We start from the raw sequence: 15230 nt of genomic DNA, 5'->3' as shown, positions 1-15230 counted from the left end.
CGTAGGGTGGGTGCCAACCCACCGTTGCGCGAGTGGTGGGTTCACACCCGCCCTACCCGACGTTGTCGCCGTCCTTTGGATCGGTCAGGTCGATCCAGATCGTCTTCATTTCGGTGAACTGGTCATGGGCGTGGATGGAATTGTCACGCCCGCCGAAGCCCGATTGCTTGTAGCCGCCGAAGGGGGTGGAGATATCGCCCTCGCCGTAGCAGTTGACCGTCACGGTGCCCGCCCGGATCTCCCGCGCGGCGCGGATGGCCTTGCGCACATTGCCGGAAAAGACCGACGCCGCGAGGCCATATTCGGTGTCGTTGGCCAGCTGGATCGCCTCCTCGGTGCTGGCCACTTCGATGACCGACAGGACCGGCCCGAAGATTTCTTCGCGTGCCTTCGCGTCGGATTTCTTCACCTCGTAAACCGTGGGCTCGACGAAATTCCCTTTCGCCTTGCCACCCCCGGCAACGGCCTTGCCCTTGAGGTATTTCGACACCTTCTTACAATGCTCGCCGTCAATGAGCGCGCCCAGATGCATCGCCGGATCCAACGGATCGCCCATCTTCCAGTCGCGCATCCTTGCCACGATCCGCTCCAGCAGCGCGTCCTTTACCGCCTTGTGCACGATCAGCCGGCTGGTCGCCGAACAGTTCTCGCCCATGTTCCAGAAGGCCGCGTTGACCACGTGCTCTGCCACGTGATCGAGGTTCTCGGCATCCTCCAGCACGACTGCCGGGTTCTTGCCGCCGCATTCCAGCGTGACCTTCTTCATGTTGCTGTCGGCCGAATAGCGCAGGAACCGCTTGCCGGTCTCGGTCGAGCCGGTAAAGCTCACCATGTCGACGCCCATGTGCAGCCCCAGCGGCTCGCCCACGCCTGGCCCGTCGCCCGGCAGAACCTGAAGCACACCGCGCGGGATGCCCGCCATATGCGCCACCTCGGCCAGCCGCAGCGCGGTCAGGCTGGTCTGCTCGGCGGGCTTCACGATCACCGAGTTGCCGGCGGCCAGCGCCGGGCCGATCTTCCACGCCATCATCAGCATCGGGAAGTTCCACGGCAGCACGGCGGCCACCACGCCCAATGGCTCGCGCACGATCATCGAAATCGCGTCGTCCCCGCTCGGGCCGGTCTGGTCGTAGATCTTGTCGATCAGCTCGCCATGCCACTTGATCGTGTGAATGGTCTCCGGCACGTCGATCGTCTCGCAATCGCGGATCGGCTTGCCGCTGTCGAGGCTCTCCATCACCGCCAGCTCGTGCCGCCGCCGCGTGATCAGCTTGCAGAAGCGGATCAGAACATCCTTGCGCTCCGACGGGTGCGCCCGCGACCACTCGCCCCGGTCAAAGGCTTCGCGTGCCTTCTTCACGGCGAAATCCACGTCCTCGGCATTGGCGGTCGAGATCTTTTTCAGCACCTCGCCCGTGGCCGGGTTCACCGTCTCCATCACCGGGCCGTTCCCCTTGCGGAACTTGCCGTCGATGAACGGCGCCGCGGGCAGGTCGAGGTCGGCGGCGATGGCGGCGTATTCCTCGCGGGTCAGTAACTCGGTCATTTGGCCTCTCCCGTGATCGCGGCGATGGCGGTGTCGAGCGTGCGGATCACCTCTTCCAGCGCGCGCTTGTCGTCCTTGTTGAGCGGTTGCAGCGGCTTGCGGGGCGGGCCCGCGGGAATGCCGCGCATCGTCAGCCCGTGCTTGATGCACTGGATGAACTTGCCGCCCTGTTCGAGCACGCTCATCAGCGGCATCATCGCCGACATGATCCGCCGGCCCTTGGTGAAGTCGCCCTCGACCACACACGCCTTGTAAAGCGCCACATGCGCCTCCGGCGCGAAGTTCGACCCGGCACAGACCCAGCCCTTGGCGCCCCAGGCAAAGAACTCGAGCGCCTGGTCATCCATCCCGCAAAGCAGCCCCAGGTGAGGATACTCCCGCGCGACCAGGTGCAGGCGGTTGATGTCGCCGCTGCTTTCCTTGATGCCGCAGAAATTGGGCGAGCGGCCAAGGCGATCCAGCGTGTCGGCGTCCATGTTCACGCCCATCCGGCCCGGGTAGTTGTAAAGCATCACCGGCATGTCCACCGCCCGGTCGATCGCCAGCGCATGCAGCGCGATCTCGCGCCCCGTCGGCACCGAATAGGGCGGCGTCGCCACGAGGATCGCGTCGGCGCCCACCCCCTTGGCCATCTTCGCAAACTCGATACTGTCCTCGGTGCGCAGCGCGCCGGTGCCCACCACCAGCGGCACCCGGCCGCCGATCATCTCCTTCGTGAGCTTCGCCAGGTGCGCCCGCTCTTCGACCGTCTGGGCGTAATATTCCCCTGTCGTCCCGGCCGAGATGATCCCGTTCACGCCACCGGCGATCAGGTATTCGACCACCTCGGCCAGCGCGGCCTCGTTGATCGAGAAATCGGCGTTCAGGGGCGTGACGATGGGCGTCCAGATCCCTTCAAACTGCATTGGCGCGGTCCTCTTTGGAAAGCACGTCAAGCGGCAGCGGGTCAGGGGTGACAAACCGCTCCAGCCGGTCGCGCGACAGGTTCCAGTGTTCGATGGTCAGGTCGACGATGCCGTCGGCGTCATGCGCCTCGATGGCGGCGATCATCGCGTCGTGATGGTCGATGGCGGCCTTCACGCGCGCCGTCTCGTCTTCCGAGGCCGGGCGATAGAAGGTCTGGCTCAGCCGCGTATGGTCGATCAACATGCGGTTGAGACTGGCCAGCAGGTAGGGGTTGTGCGCCATCTCGCCGATCTGCCGGTGAAAGCGGTGGTTCAGCAGCGCGGCACTGCCGGCATCGCCGGCCTCGGTCGCGGCGCGGAATTCCTCCTGCGTGGCCTTCAGCGGCGGGATCTCGTCGGCGCGCCGGTTCTCGGCCGCCAGCCGCGCGACGTTGGCATAGATCATCGGCGCGGTCTGAAAGAACATCCGCATCACCGGAAGGTCCATCGACGCCACCTTCGGCCCACGGTTCTGGCCTTGCGTCAGGTACCCCTCGCCCGCCAGCCGCTGAAAAATCTCCCGCACGGGGGTCCGCGACAAGCCGTACTCGGCACAGATCGCCGCCTCGTCGAGATCGGCGCCCGGCGCGATCTCCTGCCGCAGAATCCGCATCCGCAGATCTTCGAGGCATTGGGTCTTCCGGTCTGGGGCCATATCGCGAATCCTTTCTGGATACGTTATGTATACAAACTGTATTCAGGTGTCGAGACATTTCCGTAACGGCACCGCGCACCCGCGAACGACGCCGCCGGCCGCGAGGTCAGGACGCCTTCGGCGAGAGTATTTCCGGAAAAATGAAAGTGCAGGGAATGCGCCCCTGCTTCTTCTTGGCAAAAATATCCCGGGGGTTTGGGGGCAGCGCCCCCAAGGCCTGCGTGGCCCGAACGCAAACCAACCGGCTGCGCCGCAAGGCGCGCCTTCAGGTCAGGCGATCTTCGGGTCGGAGGTGCAGTTTTCCCAGTCCGGCTCGAACCCCAGCACGACCGTGTCCCCCGGAATCCCCGGATTGAAGAGCCGGTTATGCGCCATCGTCGCCTGGTGCAGAAGGTTATGCGGCGCCAGCCGCCAGACCTTGCAGTCGAGCTCGAACCGCTGGGCATAGGCCTCGAAGACCAGCGTACAGCGCCCGGCCTCGTGGATCTGTGCCGCGCCGGGCGAGCCCGGCGGGAAGGTGGCGGTCAGGATGTCAGAGAACTCCGCCGCCTGTTGGTAATACCCCGCCGCGAGAAACCGGATCGCCTGCTCGCGCCGCTGTGCCGGGTCGTTGGTCTTGGCGGACATGTGCTCCAACTCGGGCGTCACCGAATAGCCCGGCGTCTTGCTCATCACCGTGATGATCGCGCCCAGCGGCTCGTCCTGGCCCGGCAGGAACACCTCCGGCATGATCGCATCATCCGGCCGGCCATCCTTGTCGCGCATGGCCATCTGCCGCACCCGGCATTGCCAGCGCAGGAAGCCCATGCGCAAGGGGTGGTTGGAAAAGCTCTGCCCGAATTGCGAGGCCAGCGAACTCATGCAACGCTCCTGTGGGAGGAATGGGAAAGGGTGAAGGGCCGGTCGTTCATCAGGCTGGGCACGCGGCCCTCGGCCTCGGCCACGGCATCAAGGTCGATGCGCGCCTGCACAACGCCGGGAATGGTGCCGCCATCGCTGATCACCTCGCCCCACGGGCTGACCACCAGCGAATGACCGTAACACTCCCCGCCCCCCGGCACCGGGCCGATGGCACAGGCGGAAATGACGAAACGGGTGGTCTCGATGGCGCGGGCCCGGTTCAGCACATGCCAATGCGCTTCGCCGGTCTTCTTCGTAAAGGCCGCCGGGCAAATGAGGATCTCCGCCCCGGCCTGCGCCAGCGTGCGGAACAGCTGCGGAAAGCGCAGGTCGTAACAGATCGTGTGCCCGATCCGGGCGAAGGGCGTGTCATGGATCACCGCCTTCGAGCCCGGGCTCACCCGAGCGCTTTCGTGATAGACCTCGGTTTCCGACAGCTGGATGTCGAACATGTTGATCTTGTCGTAGCGCCCGCGAATTTCGCCCGAATCGTCCAGCATGAACCCGCGGTTGATGATCCGCCCGTCGGGCCCGTCCACGGCGATGGAGCCGAGGTTGATCCAGATCTTCCGGTCGCGCGCAAAGCCCTGCATCTCTTGCAGGAAAGGGTGCTCTGACTCCGGCGCAGAAGGCGGCGTCAAGGCCGACCCCTCGGATTGCAGCCCGCCGCAATATTCCGGCAGAAAGAGAATATCCGCGCCCGCCCGCGCCGCCGTGTCGGCCAGGGGCAAGGCCTCGTCCAGCGCCGGGCGGAACTCGGGCCGGGGCCGTGTCTGAAGACAGGCGATATCGAGCGGGCGCGGCATGATGCTTCAGAACTTCATGTAAGCCTTGCGCAGCGCCACCAGCGGGTGCCGGTCGGACATCTGGAACTTCAGAAGAAGCTCGCGCGCGATCATGTCCCGATCCTGCTGGTTGTCGGGCAGATCGAGCGTGTCGGGCACGCGGATCCAGCCATTGTTGTTCCGGTCGAACACGGCAGGGGCGCCTTCTTCATAGCCCATGTGCACGTCTTCCAGCCAGTTCAGGTCGTCCCAGCCCATGACCTCCATGTATTTCTGAAGATAAGGGGTGATCCGGTCGTAATCCGGCACCAGGTTCACGTCGTAGCGATAGCCGATATGCTGGCCGATTTCCTTCTCGCGCTCCGAGCCAAGCCCGTCGGCGTCTTTCAGGAACTGGTCGACATCGGTGATCTCCGAGCCGCGGTACTGTGTTCCAGCCATTTGTGTCTCTCCTTGTCGGAAAGGTGGGGTCCGCCCACCCCACGGTCAAGCCGTAGGGTGGGTGACAACCCACCGCTTAGAAGTGGTGATAATCCTCGACGCCCACGGTATGGTTGGTGCCCGCAAGCGGCACACCGGCCATGGCCGAGGCTTCCATCGTCAGCGCGGCAATATCCTCGGGCTCCAGCGAGTGGATGTAGGTCTTGCCACAGGCGCGGGCGAAGAGCTGCGCCTCGATGGTGAGCGTGTGGAGGAAGTTGTAGACACGTTCCGCCGCCGCATCCGGATCAAGCCGTTCGCGCAGCTTGGGGTCCTGCGTCGCCACGCCGACCGGGCAGCGGCCCGTGTGGCAGTGGTAGCAGTAACCGGGCTCCGCGCCGATCTCTTCGGGATAGTTGGCCTCGGGGATGTCCTTGTTGCAGTTCAGCGCCATCATCGCCGAGTGGCCGATGGCGATGGCGTCGGCGCCCAGCGCGATGGCTTTCGCCACGTCGGCGCCATTGCGGATGCCGCCCGCATAGACAAGGCTGATCTCGCCGCGCTTGCCAAGGTCGTCGATCGCCTTCCGCGCCTGGCGGATGGCGGCCATGCCCGGCACGCCGGTATCCTCGGTGGCAAGGTGCGGGCCGGCGCCGGTGCCGCCTTCCATCCCGTCGATATAGATGCTGTCGGGGTCACACTTCACCGCCATGCGCACGTCGTCATAGACCCGCGCCGCGCCCAGCTTGAGCTGGATCGGGATCTGCCAGTCGGTCGCCTCGCGGATCTCCTGGATCTTCAGTGCAAGGTCATCCGGGCCGAGCCAGTCGGGGTGACGGGCGGGTGAGCGCTGGTCGATGCCGGCGGGCAGCGAGCGCATCTCGGCAACCTGGTCGGTCACTTTCTGACCCATCAGGTGGCCGCCAAGGCCGACTTTACAGCCCTGCCCGATGAAGAACTCGCAGCCATCGGCGAGGATCAGGTGGTTCGGGTTGAAGCCATAGCGCGACTGGATGCACTGGTAGAACCATTTCGAGCTGTAGCGCCGCTCATCGGGGATCATGCCGCCCTCGCCCGAGCAGGTCGCCGTGCCCGCCATCGTGGCGCCCCGTGCCAGCGCGGTTTTCGCCTCGTAGCTGAGCGCGCCGAAGGACATGCCGGTGATATAGACCGGAATATCCAGCTCCAGCGGCTTCTTGGCGCGCGGGCCGATCACCGTCTTGGTCTCGCATTTCTCGCGGTAGCCCTCGATCACGAACCGCGTCAGCGTGCCGGGAAGGAAGGTCAGGTCATCCCAGTGCGGGATTTTCTTGAACAGCGAGAACCCCCGCATCCGGTAGCGGCCAAGCTCGGACTTGATGTGGATGTCGTCCATCACGTTGGGCGGGAAGATGAAGCTGTCGCCCAGCCGGTAATTGTCGCGGCCCAGGGGCTTTTTCTGTGGCAGATCGCCGTCAGCCATTGTCGTGTCTCCTTATCCGTGTGCGGCGGTTGGCGCCCCCGACCCCGTAGGGTGGGTGCCAACCCACCCTTTTACAGGATCAATTTCTTCTCGGTCGGTTCGAGGTTGTCGTAGTTCCACAGCTGCTTGCCGGCCACGACCTTGGTGAAGTGATCGACGCCCTTGTCGGGCATCAGCCCGTACTGCGTGAGCTTGCGTGTCAGCCACTTCTTGTCGAGATCGGTCAGCTCGGCCTCGACGGCATCGACGCCGAGCGACTTGATTTCGCCGCCCACGTAGATCGTGCCGTCATACATCGAGTCGCCGAGGTTCTTTCCGGCATTGCCGCAGACAACCATCCGCCCGCGTTGCATCATGAAGCCCGACAGTGCGCCGGTGTCGCCACCGACGATGATCGTGCCGCCCTTCTGATCGATCCCCGTGCGCGAACCCACCGAGCCGCGGCAGACAAGATCGCCGCCGCGCATCGCCGCGCCGAAAGTCGAGCCTGCGTTCTTCTCGATGACGATGGTGCCCGCCATCATGTTCTCACCGCAGGACCAGCCGACCCGGCCGGTGATCCGCACGTTCGGCCCGTCGATGAGGCCCACGCCGAAATACCCGCAGGAGCCCTCGATGATCAGGTTGAGCCGGCTCAGGATACCGACGCCAAGGCTGTGCTTGCCGCGCGGGTTCTGCAGCACGATCGTGCCATAGCCCTCGCGCATCAGCTCGCGGATGGAGCTGTTCACCTCGGTCGTGGTCATCTTGTCGGTATCAAGCTCGGTGCGCTTGTTGAAGTCGACATCTGGCGCCCAGGGGTAGGTAAAGCGTTCCTCGGCATCGGGGTCGAATTCGACATAGAGCGACTTGCCCGTCAGCTGTTCGGTGCGCATCCCCAGAGCGGTGACCCGCTCTTCCTGGGTCATCTGCTTGAGTTCTTCGTCGGTTACGCCTGCCATACCCGAACCTCCTCGTCATAAGGGTCTGTCGTATCGATCTCTTCGGGAAGGATTGCCCGGATCGCCACCTCTTCCGAGGCCATCGCGATCAGATCATCGGATTCGTACAGAACCAGCGGTTTGGCGGCCATCGTATCCTTGGCCATGCCCAGCTGGTCCTTGGTCGCCACGAGGTAAGTGAAGACGCCGTCGATCTCCTGGATCGACTGCTTCAGGCTGTCCTCGAGCGACACGCCATTGGCAAGGTTGTGGGCCGTGTAGACCGCCAGCAGCTCGCTGTCGCAGTTCGACATGAAACGATGGCCCTTGCGTTCCATCTCGCGGCGCATGATCCAGTAGTTGGTGATCTGCCCGTTATGGACGACGCTCACGTCGTTATAGGGGAAGGCCCAGTAGGGGTGCGCCGACTTGATGTCGACATCCGACTCTGTCGCCATCCGCGTGTGGCCGATGCCGTGCGTGCCCTTGAACTCGTTCAGGCCGTATTGGTTCGAAACCACGGTGGCGTCGCCCAGGTCCTTGATCAGTTCGAGCCCGTTGCCGAAGGACAGGATCTCGACGCCCTCGATCTCCTCGAGGCGGCCGGCCAGCTTGCCGGTGTCGTCGATATCACTCAGCACGTAACGCAGGGCGTATTCGGTCACCGCGTTCTTCGATTTCACGGTCACGTCATGCTCGCCCAGGATTTCGTCGACCGCGGCGATGCGGTCGGAAATCAGCTTGTGCACGCTGTGGCCGCGCGCCCGGTCTTCGGCCTCGGCGACCTTGAGGCGCATGATATACTCGCCTTCCTTCGGCTCGCCGTAGACCGCATACCCGGTGCTGTCCGGTCCTCGGTGTTTCAGGGCCTGCAACATCAGGGTCATTTCCGACCCGACGTTTGCGCTCTTGCCCTTGTGGATCAATCCAGCAATTCCGCACATCTGGATGCGCCTCCTTTGGTTGTCTGGTTGTCGCGTTGCTGTTCAAGAAAGGCGGCAGGCAAGAGGGTCACCTGCCGCCTTGAGGATGGAATGCCTCAGGGCAGACATTCCATGTACATTTCGTTGTCCCACTCGGTGACGGTCGACATGAAGCGGGCGAACTCGTCGCGCTTGTACTCGTCGTAGAGACGGTACATCTCGCCCGGCAGACCGCGCTGGACGACATCGCTCGCCGCAAGCTTGTCGAGCGCCTCGCCAAGGCTCATCGGAAGCTTCTTCACTTCCTTGCCTTGCTCCATCGCCTCGTAGATGTTGCGCTCTTCCGGCTTGCCCGGGTCGAGGCTGTTCTCCAGCCCGTCATCCATCGCCGCCAGCAGGGTCGAGCCCATCAGGTAGGGGTTCACCATCGAGTCGACCGAACGGTACTCGAAGCGGCCGGGCGCCGAAACCCGCAGGCCGGTCGTCCGGTTCTGGAAGCCCCAGTCAGAGAAGACCGGCGCCCAGAAGCCCGTGTCCCACAGCCGGCGGTAGGAGTTCACCGTCGAACAGCCGATCGCGGTGAGCGCCTGCAGGTGATGCACCACGCCGCCGATCGCCTTCAGACCTTCGGTGCCCGGCATCTGCGGGTCGTCGGTGTCGGGCATGAAGGTGTTCTCGCCGCCTTTCACGTACATGTAGTTGTCGGCCATCCCCGGCAGGTCGTCGGGGTTGTTGCCGCACTTGACGAACTCGTCCTCGCCACCGCGCCACAGGCTCATGTTGTGGTGACAGCCGCTGGCCGAAACCCCCATGAAGGGCTTGGTCATGAAGCAGGCGAAAATGCCGTTCTCGCGCGCCACCTGGGCGCAGATCTGGCGATAGGTGGTCAGACGGTCGGCATTGCGCAACACGTCGTCGAACATCCAGTTGAGCTCGAGCTGACCGGGCGCGTCCTCGTGGTCGCCCTGGATCATGTCGAGGCCCATCTTGCGGGCATAGCGGATCACCTGGAGCGACACCGGCCGCAGGCTCTCGAACTGGTCGATGTGATAGCAATAGGGCTTGGAATAGCCGTCCTTCGGCTTGCCGTTCTCGTCGAACTTCAGCCACATCATCTCGGGCTCGGTGCCGATCCGCAGCTTGGTGCCGTGCTTCTTGGTGAATTCCTCGTGCAGACGGCGCAGGTTGCCGCGGCAATCCGACGTCAGGTATGCACCCGGATCAACCTTTTCCTCTCGGTTGCGGAACAGCGTGCAGTAGAACCGGCCGATTTCCGGCGCCCAGGGCAGCTGCATGAAGGTTTCCGGCTCGGGAATACCGACCAGCTCGGCCGCTTCCGGGCCATAGCCCAAGTAGTCGCCCGCCCGGTTCAGGAAGAGGTTCATCGTCGCGCCGTAGACGAGCTGGAAGCCCTTCTTGGCGACCTGTTCCCAGTGATCGGCCGGGATCCCCTTGCCCATGATCTTGCCGGTGACAGAGACAAACTGCAGGTAGAGATATTCGATACCCAGCTCGTCGATCTTCTTCCGAACTTCCTTGATCTTTTCGTCGCGGCCCGGCGCCTCGACGAACTTTTCAATATCCATTTCAGCCACTTTCTTGCTCCCTGATGGTTGTGCCACCTCTGGTCTGATGCCATTCGGCGGCGTTTTGGCCCTTAAGTTGCGTGAACCAATCCTGTCATGTCCGGTCCATGCCCCGGAGATCGAGAAAGGTGCGCAGCTTCCCTGCGACGCGCATCGCATGTAAAGATGGGTGCATGACCCGAGCATTCGTTTGTTCCAGATGTGCCGCCATGGAGCACTCCCAAACAAAAGTGTTACCGTCCGCGACACGTCCGGCGCGGAGGTTTACCGCGTGAATAAAGCTTTCCGCTGCGTCGGCCAAAAGTCAACCACTTTTGATCCAATAGGTAAGTTTATGCTGGAAATTTCATCGTTTTGGTATAACTTTGGACCATTCGAGGGAGGGCGTGTATGAGTGCATCGAGCGATCAGAAACTGGGAGCAGCCGACATCGCGGCACTGGTAAGGCGCGAGATTTCAAAGGGAAATCTGCAGCTGCACGACCGCCTGCCGCCGGAGCGAGTCCTGGCGGAAACCTATGGTGCCGCACGGGGCACGATCCGCAAGGCGCTGACCCGGCTTGAACAGGAAGGCTATGTCGAGATTCGCGCCGGCAGCGGTACATATGTGGTTCACAAACCAGATCGCTCGACCACGGACGCCATCGAGAACGCCACCCCGCTCGAACTGATGGACACCCGATTCGCGCTGGAACCGCATGTCTGCCGCCTCGCCGTGCTGCATGGCCGGCACACCGATTTCGACCGCATGGAAGAGCTCTGCACCCGGATGGAGGAGTGCACCGAAGACCCGGTCGCCTTCTCCGAGGCCGATACCGAGTTTCACCGCGCGCTTGTCGATTCGACGCGCAACGGCCTGCTGATCTGGATCATCGACCAGATCGGCAATGTCCGGAGCGAGGATGACTGGACCCGGATGCGCCATCTGACGCTCGATGCCCAAACCATCCGCACCTACAACGTCCAGCACCGTCAGATCATGAACGCCATCCGCACGCGGGAACCCGAGCGCGCGGCGAACATCATGAAGGAACATCTCGAAACCGCGCGCCTGTCGCTGACCCGCGCCTCCGAGACCTGAGCGAGGCACGCCTGCAAGGGCGTGACGAGCGGACAGTTCGACAAATATCGAAATAACGCTTGCCGGCGCGCAAATATTTCGATCATTCTAGAATCATGAAACAGTCACCCATCTCCGATCACGACCTCGCCCTCGCCGCCTCCACCTTCGCCGCGCTCGGCAGCGAACAGCGCCTCGCCGTCCTGCGCAGCCTCGTCCGCGCCGGCACCGACGGCCTGACCATCGGCGAGCTGGGCCAACGCACCGGCGTCACCGGCTCGACGCTCACCCACCACATGAAAATTCTCGCCCAGGCCGGCCTCGTTACCCAGGAAAAGCAGGGCCGAAGCATCATCTGCGCCGCCGTCGCCTATGACGAACTGCGCGCCCTCTCCGATTTCCTGCTGCGCGAATGCTGCGCCGACAGCCCCAACCCCGCGGATCACGCCCATGACTGACATCTCCCTCCCGGCCGCCCGCCTCTGGTGGCAGAAGACCGACAAGGCCTGGCTCGCCCTCGGCGTCATCCTCGCGCTGACAGCCTTCTTCGACCCCATCCAATTCCGTCCCACCCTCGCCTTCGCCGCCAACGCCCTCTGGCACACCGCGCCCTTCATCGCCTTCGCCGTGCTCGCCGTGGCCTTCATGAAGGCCACCGGCGCCGAGACGTTGCTGGCGAAAGCTTTCGAAGGCCGCCAGACACGCATGATCGTCCTCGCCGCCCTCCTCGGCGGCCTCTCTCCCTTCTGCTCCTGCGAGGTCATCCCCTTCATCGCCGCCATGCTCGCCCTCGGCGCGCCGCTTGGCGCCGTCATGGCTTTCTGGCTCGCCTCGCCCATCATGGACCCGGCGATGTTCCTCATCACCTCAGGCACGCTCGGCTGGGATTTCGCCGTCGCTAAGACCCTCGCCGCCATTGGCCTCGGCCTCTTCGGCGGGTTCGTCACCATGGCCGCCGCCCGCTCGGCGGTCTTCACCGAGCCGCTGCGCGACAAGCCCCAGGTCGGCGGGTGCTGCGGCGTGAAGAAACCCTTCGAGGGCAAACCCGTCTGGCGTTTCTGGCAAGACACCGAGCGCGCCGACGCCTTCAAGGCCAGCGCCCTCGACAACGCGGTCTTCCTGCTGAAATGGCTGGCGCTCGCCTATGTCATCGAAGCCCTGATGCTGGAATACATCCCCGCCGACGCGATCGCCGGCCTGCTAGGCGGCGACGGCCTCGGCACCATCCTCCTCGGCGCGCTCGTCGGCGCCCCGGCCTATCTCAACGGCTATGCCGCCGTGCCGCTGGTCGACGCGCTGCTGGCCCAGGGCATGAGCAACGGCGCCGCCATGAGCTTCGTCATCGCCGGCGGCGTCAGTTCCATCCCCGCTGCCATCGCCGTCTGGGCCCTCGTCAAACCCCGGGTTTTCGCGGCCTACCTGGGCCTTGCAATCACCGGCGCCGTCCTCGCGGGGCTCGCCTGGCAGGCCATCGCCTGACCGCTGGCGCCCCGGCAAAATCACCGCTCCCGGCCAAAACAGTTCCACAATGGAAACAAAACCGGGGGCGGACCCGTCATTTTTGACGCAGCATGGCTTAAAATGGCCACGATTTATTGAAACATTCACCCGAAATCGGACATACTGAAGAACGACGTTGGCGTATAAGGCCTTAACGAAGCCCCGTTACGACAAGAGGGCCGTCAGAGCAGCACCGGAGCCATTGGATGCTCGAATTCGAAAATGTGAGCAAGTCTTTCTGGACGGGAAGTCAGCGCAAGGTCATTCTTGACCGTGTGTCTTTCCGCGTCGAGCTTGGCCGCAGTCTCGGCATCCTCGCGCCCAACGGTACCGGCAAGACCACCCTGATCAAGATGATGGCCGGGCTCGAAAAACCCGACGAGGGCGAAATCCGCCGTGGCTGCCGCATCAGCTTTCCGCTGGGCTTCATGGGCGGTGTCATCACCAAGGTCTCGGCGATGGAAAACTCCCGCTACATCGCGCGGCTCTACGGGCTCGACCCCGATTACGTCGAGGCGTTCTGCCGCTGGCTTTGCGGGCTGGGCGAGTATTTCGACCAACCCTTGGGCACCTACTCGTCGGGAATGCGCGCGCGCTTCACCTTCGCGCTCATGCTGGCGCTCGACTTCGATATGTACCTGATCGACGAAGGCATGCCCAGCTCGACGGATGTCGAGTTCAACCGCAAGGCCGGCGAGATCCTGAAAGAGCGGCTGGCGACGACGACCGTCGTGATCGTCTCGCACCAGCCGCAGACGCTCGAGAAGTTCGCGCGCTCCGCGGCCGTTCTGAAGAACGGCCAGCTTCACATGTTCGATACCTTGGAAGAGGCAAGACAGCTTTATGACTACGAAACCCAAGGCTAGGAAGTTCCGCATCCGCCGCACGCCGGCCAGCCAGCCGGGCCCGGTGTCGGACACCGCGCAAACGCCGTCGGAAGACCCGCGGCAAGATCAGCAGTATCCGGGGCCGCAATCCTCGGGCTCGAGTTCTTCGTACACGTCCGAGCCTGCTTCGGCCGCATACGACCCTGAGACTGAGACTGAGACCGAGACCCGCGCGGGCATGGTCTCGAGCGCCTCGGAGATGGGCGCATCGAGAGACATCGACGCCATCCGCAACGAGGGTCTGACCGGCCGCCAGCTGCGCATGGCCCGCCGCATGGCCCAGAAACACGGGCTGGCGCCCACCTCGGATTTCGACGCCGTCCGCCTGCTGCGCGCCAAGGGCATCGACCCGTTCCAGCGCTCGAACATCCTCGAGTTGGTCACCACGAACAACACCCAGCCCGCCGAAACCGGCGAGGGGCGTATCCAGCTGCCCCAGACGGTGCCCACGGGACAGACCTACCTCCCCTCGACAGAGGTCAGTCCGGCCGATCGGCGAGCCTCCGAGATCATGCAGATCCAGCGCGACATCGGCCGACGCAGGCGGCGCAAGCTCGCGCTGCTCATGTCGCGGTTGCTGGCATTCGTCCTGTTGCCGACGTTCATTGTGGGCTACTACTATTTCAGCATCGCCACGCCGATGTATTCCACCAAGTCCGAATTCCTGATCCTTACAGCCGACGGCTCCGCCGGGTCGTCGCCCGCCTCGGGCCTCTTCAGCGGCACCGCCTTCGCCACCGGTCAGGACTCCATCGCGACCCAATCCTACCTGCAATCGAAAGACGCCATGCTGCGCCTCGATCAGGACGTGGGCTTTCGCGAGCATTTCAGCCAACCTTGGATCGACCCGATCCAGCGGCTCGATCCCGACGCCACGAACGAGGCCGCCTACAGCATCTACAAGAAATACGTGAAGCTCGGTTACGACCCGACCGAAGGCGTCATCCGGATGGAGCTGTCGACGGCCGACCCCGAAGTCAGCCAGCAGTTCTCGCAGAAGCTCATCGAATATGCCGAGGAACGCGTCGACCACCTGAGCCAGGAAAAACGGCAGGACGCGGTGAAGACCGCCGTGGCCAGCCTTGACGATGCCAAGGCCGAACGCCGCGCCGCACAGGAACGGCTGGTCACCCTGCAGGAGGGGTCGATCCTCGACCCCGAGGGCGAGGTCGCCAACATCCGCGCCTTGATCCAGAACGTCGAACTGCAGCTGCAGGAGAAGGAGCTGGCCCTCAACACCCAGCTCAACAACTCCCGCCCCAACGCCGCCAAGGTCGAGGCGCTGCGCAGCCAGATCGAGGTGCTGCAACGCGAGCTTGCCAAGCAGAACGCCCGCCTGACCGATGCGACCGAGAATTCGGCCTCGCTCGCCTCACAGGCCGCAGAGATTCAGATGGCGCAGGCCGACCTCGCCACTGCCGACCTGGTGCTGCAATCGGCGCTCGAGGCCAAGCGCGCCTCGGAGATCGAGGCGAACAAGCAGGTCCGCTACCTCACGGTCAGCGTCACGCCCGTCGCTTCGCAGGATCCCTCCTATCCGCGGGCCTTCGAGAACACGATCGTTGCGTTCCTGATTTTTGCCGGTATCTACCTCATGGTGTCGCTCACCGCGTCCATTCTGAGAGAGCAGGTATCGTCCTAAC

Annotated in this window: 15 protein-coding genes; 5 read left to right on the top strand and 10 right to left on the bottom strand. The window is 63.8% G+C overall.

Going from position 1 to position 15230, the window contains the following annotated elements:
* Positions 1 to 52: 52 nt before the first annotated feature.
* The 10 genes from RIdsm_RS02070 to RIdsm_RS02025 form a co-directional block, all read right to left on the bottom strand.
* Positions 53 to 1546: an aldehyde dehydrogenase gene (locus RIdsm_RS02070; protein WP_057816263.1), complete on the bottom strand. Its 1494-nt coding sequence runs from the start codon at positions 1544 to 1546 to the stop codon at positions 53 to 55.
* Entirely contained in the window at positions 1543 to 2451 is a 909-nt protein-coding gene (dapA, locus tag RIdsm_RS02065) for a 4-hydroxy-tetrahydrodipicolinate synthase (RefSeq protein ID WP_057816264.1), read from the bottom strand. The genes RIdsm_RS02070 and dapA overlap by 4 nt, the downstream gene beginning before the upstream one ends.
* Positions 2441 to 3145 carry a GntR family transcriptional regulator gene (locus tag RIdsm_RS02060; protein WP_057816265.1) on the bottom strand — a complete coding sequence of 235 codons (705 nt, stop codon included), beginning with the start codon at positions 3143 to 3145 and terminating at the stop codon, positions 2441 to 2443. The genes dapA and RIdsm_RS02060 overlap by 11 nt, the downstream gene beginning before the upstream one ends.
* Before the next feature lie 270 nt (positions 3146 to 3415).
* Positions 3416 to 4006 carry a hypothetical protein gene (locus tag RIdsm_RS02055; protein ID WP_057816266.1) on the bottom strand — a complete coding sequence of 197 codons (591 nt, stop codon included), beginning with the start codon at positions 4004 to 4006 and terminating at the stop codon, positions 3416 to 3418.
* On the bottom strand, positions 4003 to 4851 hold the full coding sequence (locus RIdsm_RS02050) for a carbon-nitrogen hydrolase family protein (protein WP_057816267.1): 849 nt from the start codon (positions 4849 to 4851) through the stop codon (positions 4003 to 4005). Before RIdsm_RS02050 ends, RIdsm_RS02055 begins: the two co-directional genes overlap by 4 nt.
* Positions 4852 to 4857: 6 nt before the next feature.
* Positions 4858 to 5271: a hypothetical protein gene (locus RIdsm_RS02045; RefSeq protein WP_057816268.1), complete on the bottom strand. Its 414-nt coding sequence runs from the start codon at positions 5269 to 5271 to the stop codon at positions 4858 to 4860.
* A 76-nt stretch (positions 5272 to 5347) separates the two neighbouring features.
* Complete coding sequence (locus RIdsm_RS02040) at positions 5348 to 6712, bottom strand: FMN-binding glutamate synthase family protein (RefSeq protein ID WP_057816269.1); 1365 nt, start codon at positions 6710 to 6712, stop codon at positions 5348 to 5350.
* Between the two features lie 71 nt (positions 6713 to 6783).
* Positions 6784 to 7653: a GltB/FmdC/FwdC-like GXGXG domain-containing protein gene (locus RIdsm_RS02035; protein ID WP_057816270.1), complete on the bottom strand. Its 870-nt coding sequence runs from the start codon at positions 7651 to 7653 to the stop codon at positions 6784 to 6786.
* Positions 7641 to 8576, bottom strand: a complete 936-nt coding sequence (locus RIdsm_RS02030; protein ID WP_057816271.1) for a class II glutamine amidotransferase domain-containing protein — start codon at positions 8574 to 8576, stop codon at positions 7641 to 7643. The genes RIdsm_RS02035 and RIdsm_RS02030 overlap by 13 nt, the downstream gene beginning before the upstream one ends.
* Before the next feature lie 95 nt (positions 8577 to 8671).
* Positions 8672 to 10141, bottom strand: coding sequence for a glutamine synthetase family protein (locus RIdsm_RS02025; RefSeq protein ID WP_057816272.1), 1470 nt, complete (start codon positions 10139 to 10141; stop codon positions 8672 to 8674).
* 390 nt (positions 10142 to 10531) lie between these two features.
* Between RIdsm_RS02025 and RIdsm_RS02020 the strand changes: the two genes are divergently transcribed.
* From RIdsm_RS02020 to RIdsm_RS02000, 5 genes are all read left to right on the top strand, one after another.
* On the top strand, positions 10532 to 11221 hold the full coding sequence (locus tag RIdsm_RS02020; protein WP_057816273.1) for a FadR/GntR family transcriptional regulator: 690 nt from the start codon (positions 10532 to 10534) through the stop codon (positions 11219 to 11221).
* Between the two features lie 95 nt (positions 11222 to 11316).
* Positions 11317 to 11658: an ArsR/SmtB family transcription factor gene (locus RIdsm_RS02015; RefSeq protein WP_057816274.1), complete on the top strand. Its 342-nt coding sequence runs from the start codon at positions 11317 to 11319 to the stop codon at positions 11656 to 11658.
* Positions 11651 to 12679 carry a permease gene (locus RIdsm_RS02010; protein ID WP_057816275.1) on the top strand — a complete coding sequence of 343 codons (1029 nt, stop codon included), beginning with the start codon at positions 11651 to 11653 and terminating at the stop codon, positions 12677 to 12679. Before RIdsm_RS02015 ends, RIdsm_RS02010 begins: the two co-directional genes overlap by 8 nt.
* 227 nt (positions 12680 to 12906) lie before the next feature.
* Positions 12907 to 13566, top strand: a complete 660-nt coding sequence (locus tag RIdsm_RS02005; RefSeq protein WP_057816276.1) for an ABC transporter ATP-binding protein — start codon at positions 12907 to 12909, stop codon at positions 13564 to 13566.
* Entirely contained in the window at positions 13544 to 15229 is a 1686-nt protein-coding gene (locus tag RIdsm_RS02000; protein ID WP_057816277.1) for a KpsE/RkpR family capsule polysaccharide export protein, read from the top strand. The genes RIdsm_RS02005 and RIdsm_RS02000 overlap by 23 nt, the downstream gene beginning before the upstream one ends.
* Position 15230 lies beyond the last annotated feature (1 nt).

It is taken from the genome of Roseovarius indicus (assembly GCF_008728195.1).
Lineage (GTDB): Bacteria > Pseudomonadota > Alphaproteobacteria > Rhodobacterales > Rhodobacteraceae > Roseovarius > Roseovarius indicus.
Note: the sequence above shows the minus strand (reverse complement) of the source record. Positions and strands in the feature narration are given on the sequence as shown.

Excerpts from the sequence above, each read along its gene's own strand:
- RIdsm_RS02045 (WP_057816268.1), bottom strand. The coding sequence starts at position 5,271 with ATGGCTGGAACACAGTACCGCGGCTCGGAGATCACCGATGTCGACCAG.
- RIdsm_RS02025 (WP_057816272.1), bottom strand. The coding sequence starts at position 10,141 with ATGGATATTGAAAAGTTCGTCGAGGCGCCGGGCCGCGACGAAAAGATC.
- RIdsm_RS02015 (WP_057816274.1), top strand. The coding sequence starts at position 11,317 with ATGAAACAGTCACCCATCTCCGATCACGACCTCGCCCTCGCCGCCTCC.
- RIdsm_RS02070 (WP_057816263.1), bottom strand. The coding sequence starts at position 1,546 with ATGACCGAGTTACTGACCCGCGAGGAATACGCCGCCATCGCCGCCGAC.
- RIdsm_RS02020 (WP_057816273.1), top strand. The coding sequence starts at position 10,532 with ATGAGTGCATCGAGCGATCAGAAACTGGGAGCAGCCGACATCGCGGCA.
- RIdsm_RS02050 (WP_057816267.1), bottom strand. The coding sequence starts at position 4,851 with ATGCCGCGCCCGCTCGATATCGCCTGTCTTCAGACACGGCCCCGGCCC.
- RIdsm_RS02010 (WP_057816275.1), top strand. The coding sequence starts at position 11,651 with ATGACTGACATCTCCCTCCCGGCCGCCCGCCTCTGGTGGCAGAAGACC.
- RIdsm_RS02040 (WP_057816269.1), bottom strand. The coding sequence starts at position 6,712 with ATGGCTGACGGCGATCTGCCACAGAAAAAGCCCCTGGGCCGCGACAAT.
- RIdsm_RS02055 (WP_057816266.1), bottom strand. The coding sequence starts at position 4,006 with ATGAGTTCGCTGGCCTCGCAATTCGGGCAGAGCTTTTCCAACCACCCC.
- RIdsm_RS02030 (WP_057816271.1), bottom strand. The coding sequence starts at position 8,576 with ATGTGCGGAATTGCTGGATTGATCCACAAGGGCAAGAGCGCAAACGTC.
- RIdsm_RS02060 (WP_057816265.1), bottom strand. The coding sequence starts at position 3,145 with ATGGCCCCAGACCGGAAGACCCAATGCCTCGAAGATCTGCGGATGCGG.
- RIdsm_RS02005 (WP_057816276.1), top strand. The coding sequence starts at position 12,907 with ATGCTCGAATTCGAAAATGTGAGCAAGTCTTTCTGGACGGGAAGTCAG.
- dapA (WP_057816264.1), bottom strand. The coding sequence starts at position 2,451 with ATGCAGTTTGAAGGGATCTGGACGCCCATCGTCACGCCCCTGAACGCC.
- RIdsm_RS02000 (WP_057816277.1), top strand. The coding sequence starts at position 13,544 with ATGACTACGAAACCCAAGGCTAGGAAGTTCCGCATCCGCCGCACGCCG.
- RIdsm_RS02035 (WP_057816270.1), bottom strand. The coding sequence starts at position 7,653 with ATGGCAGGCGTAACCGACGAAGAACTCAAGCAGATGACCCAGGAAGAG.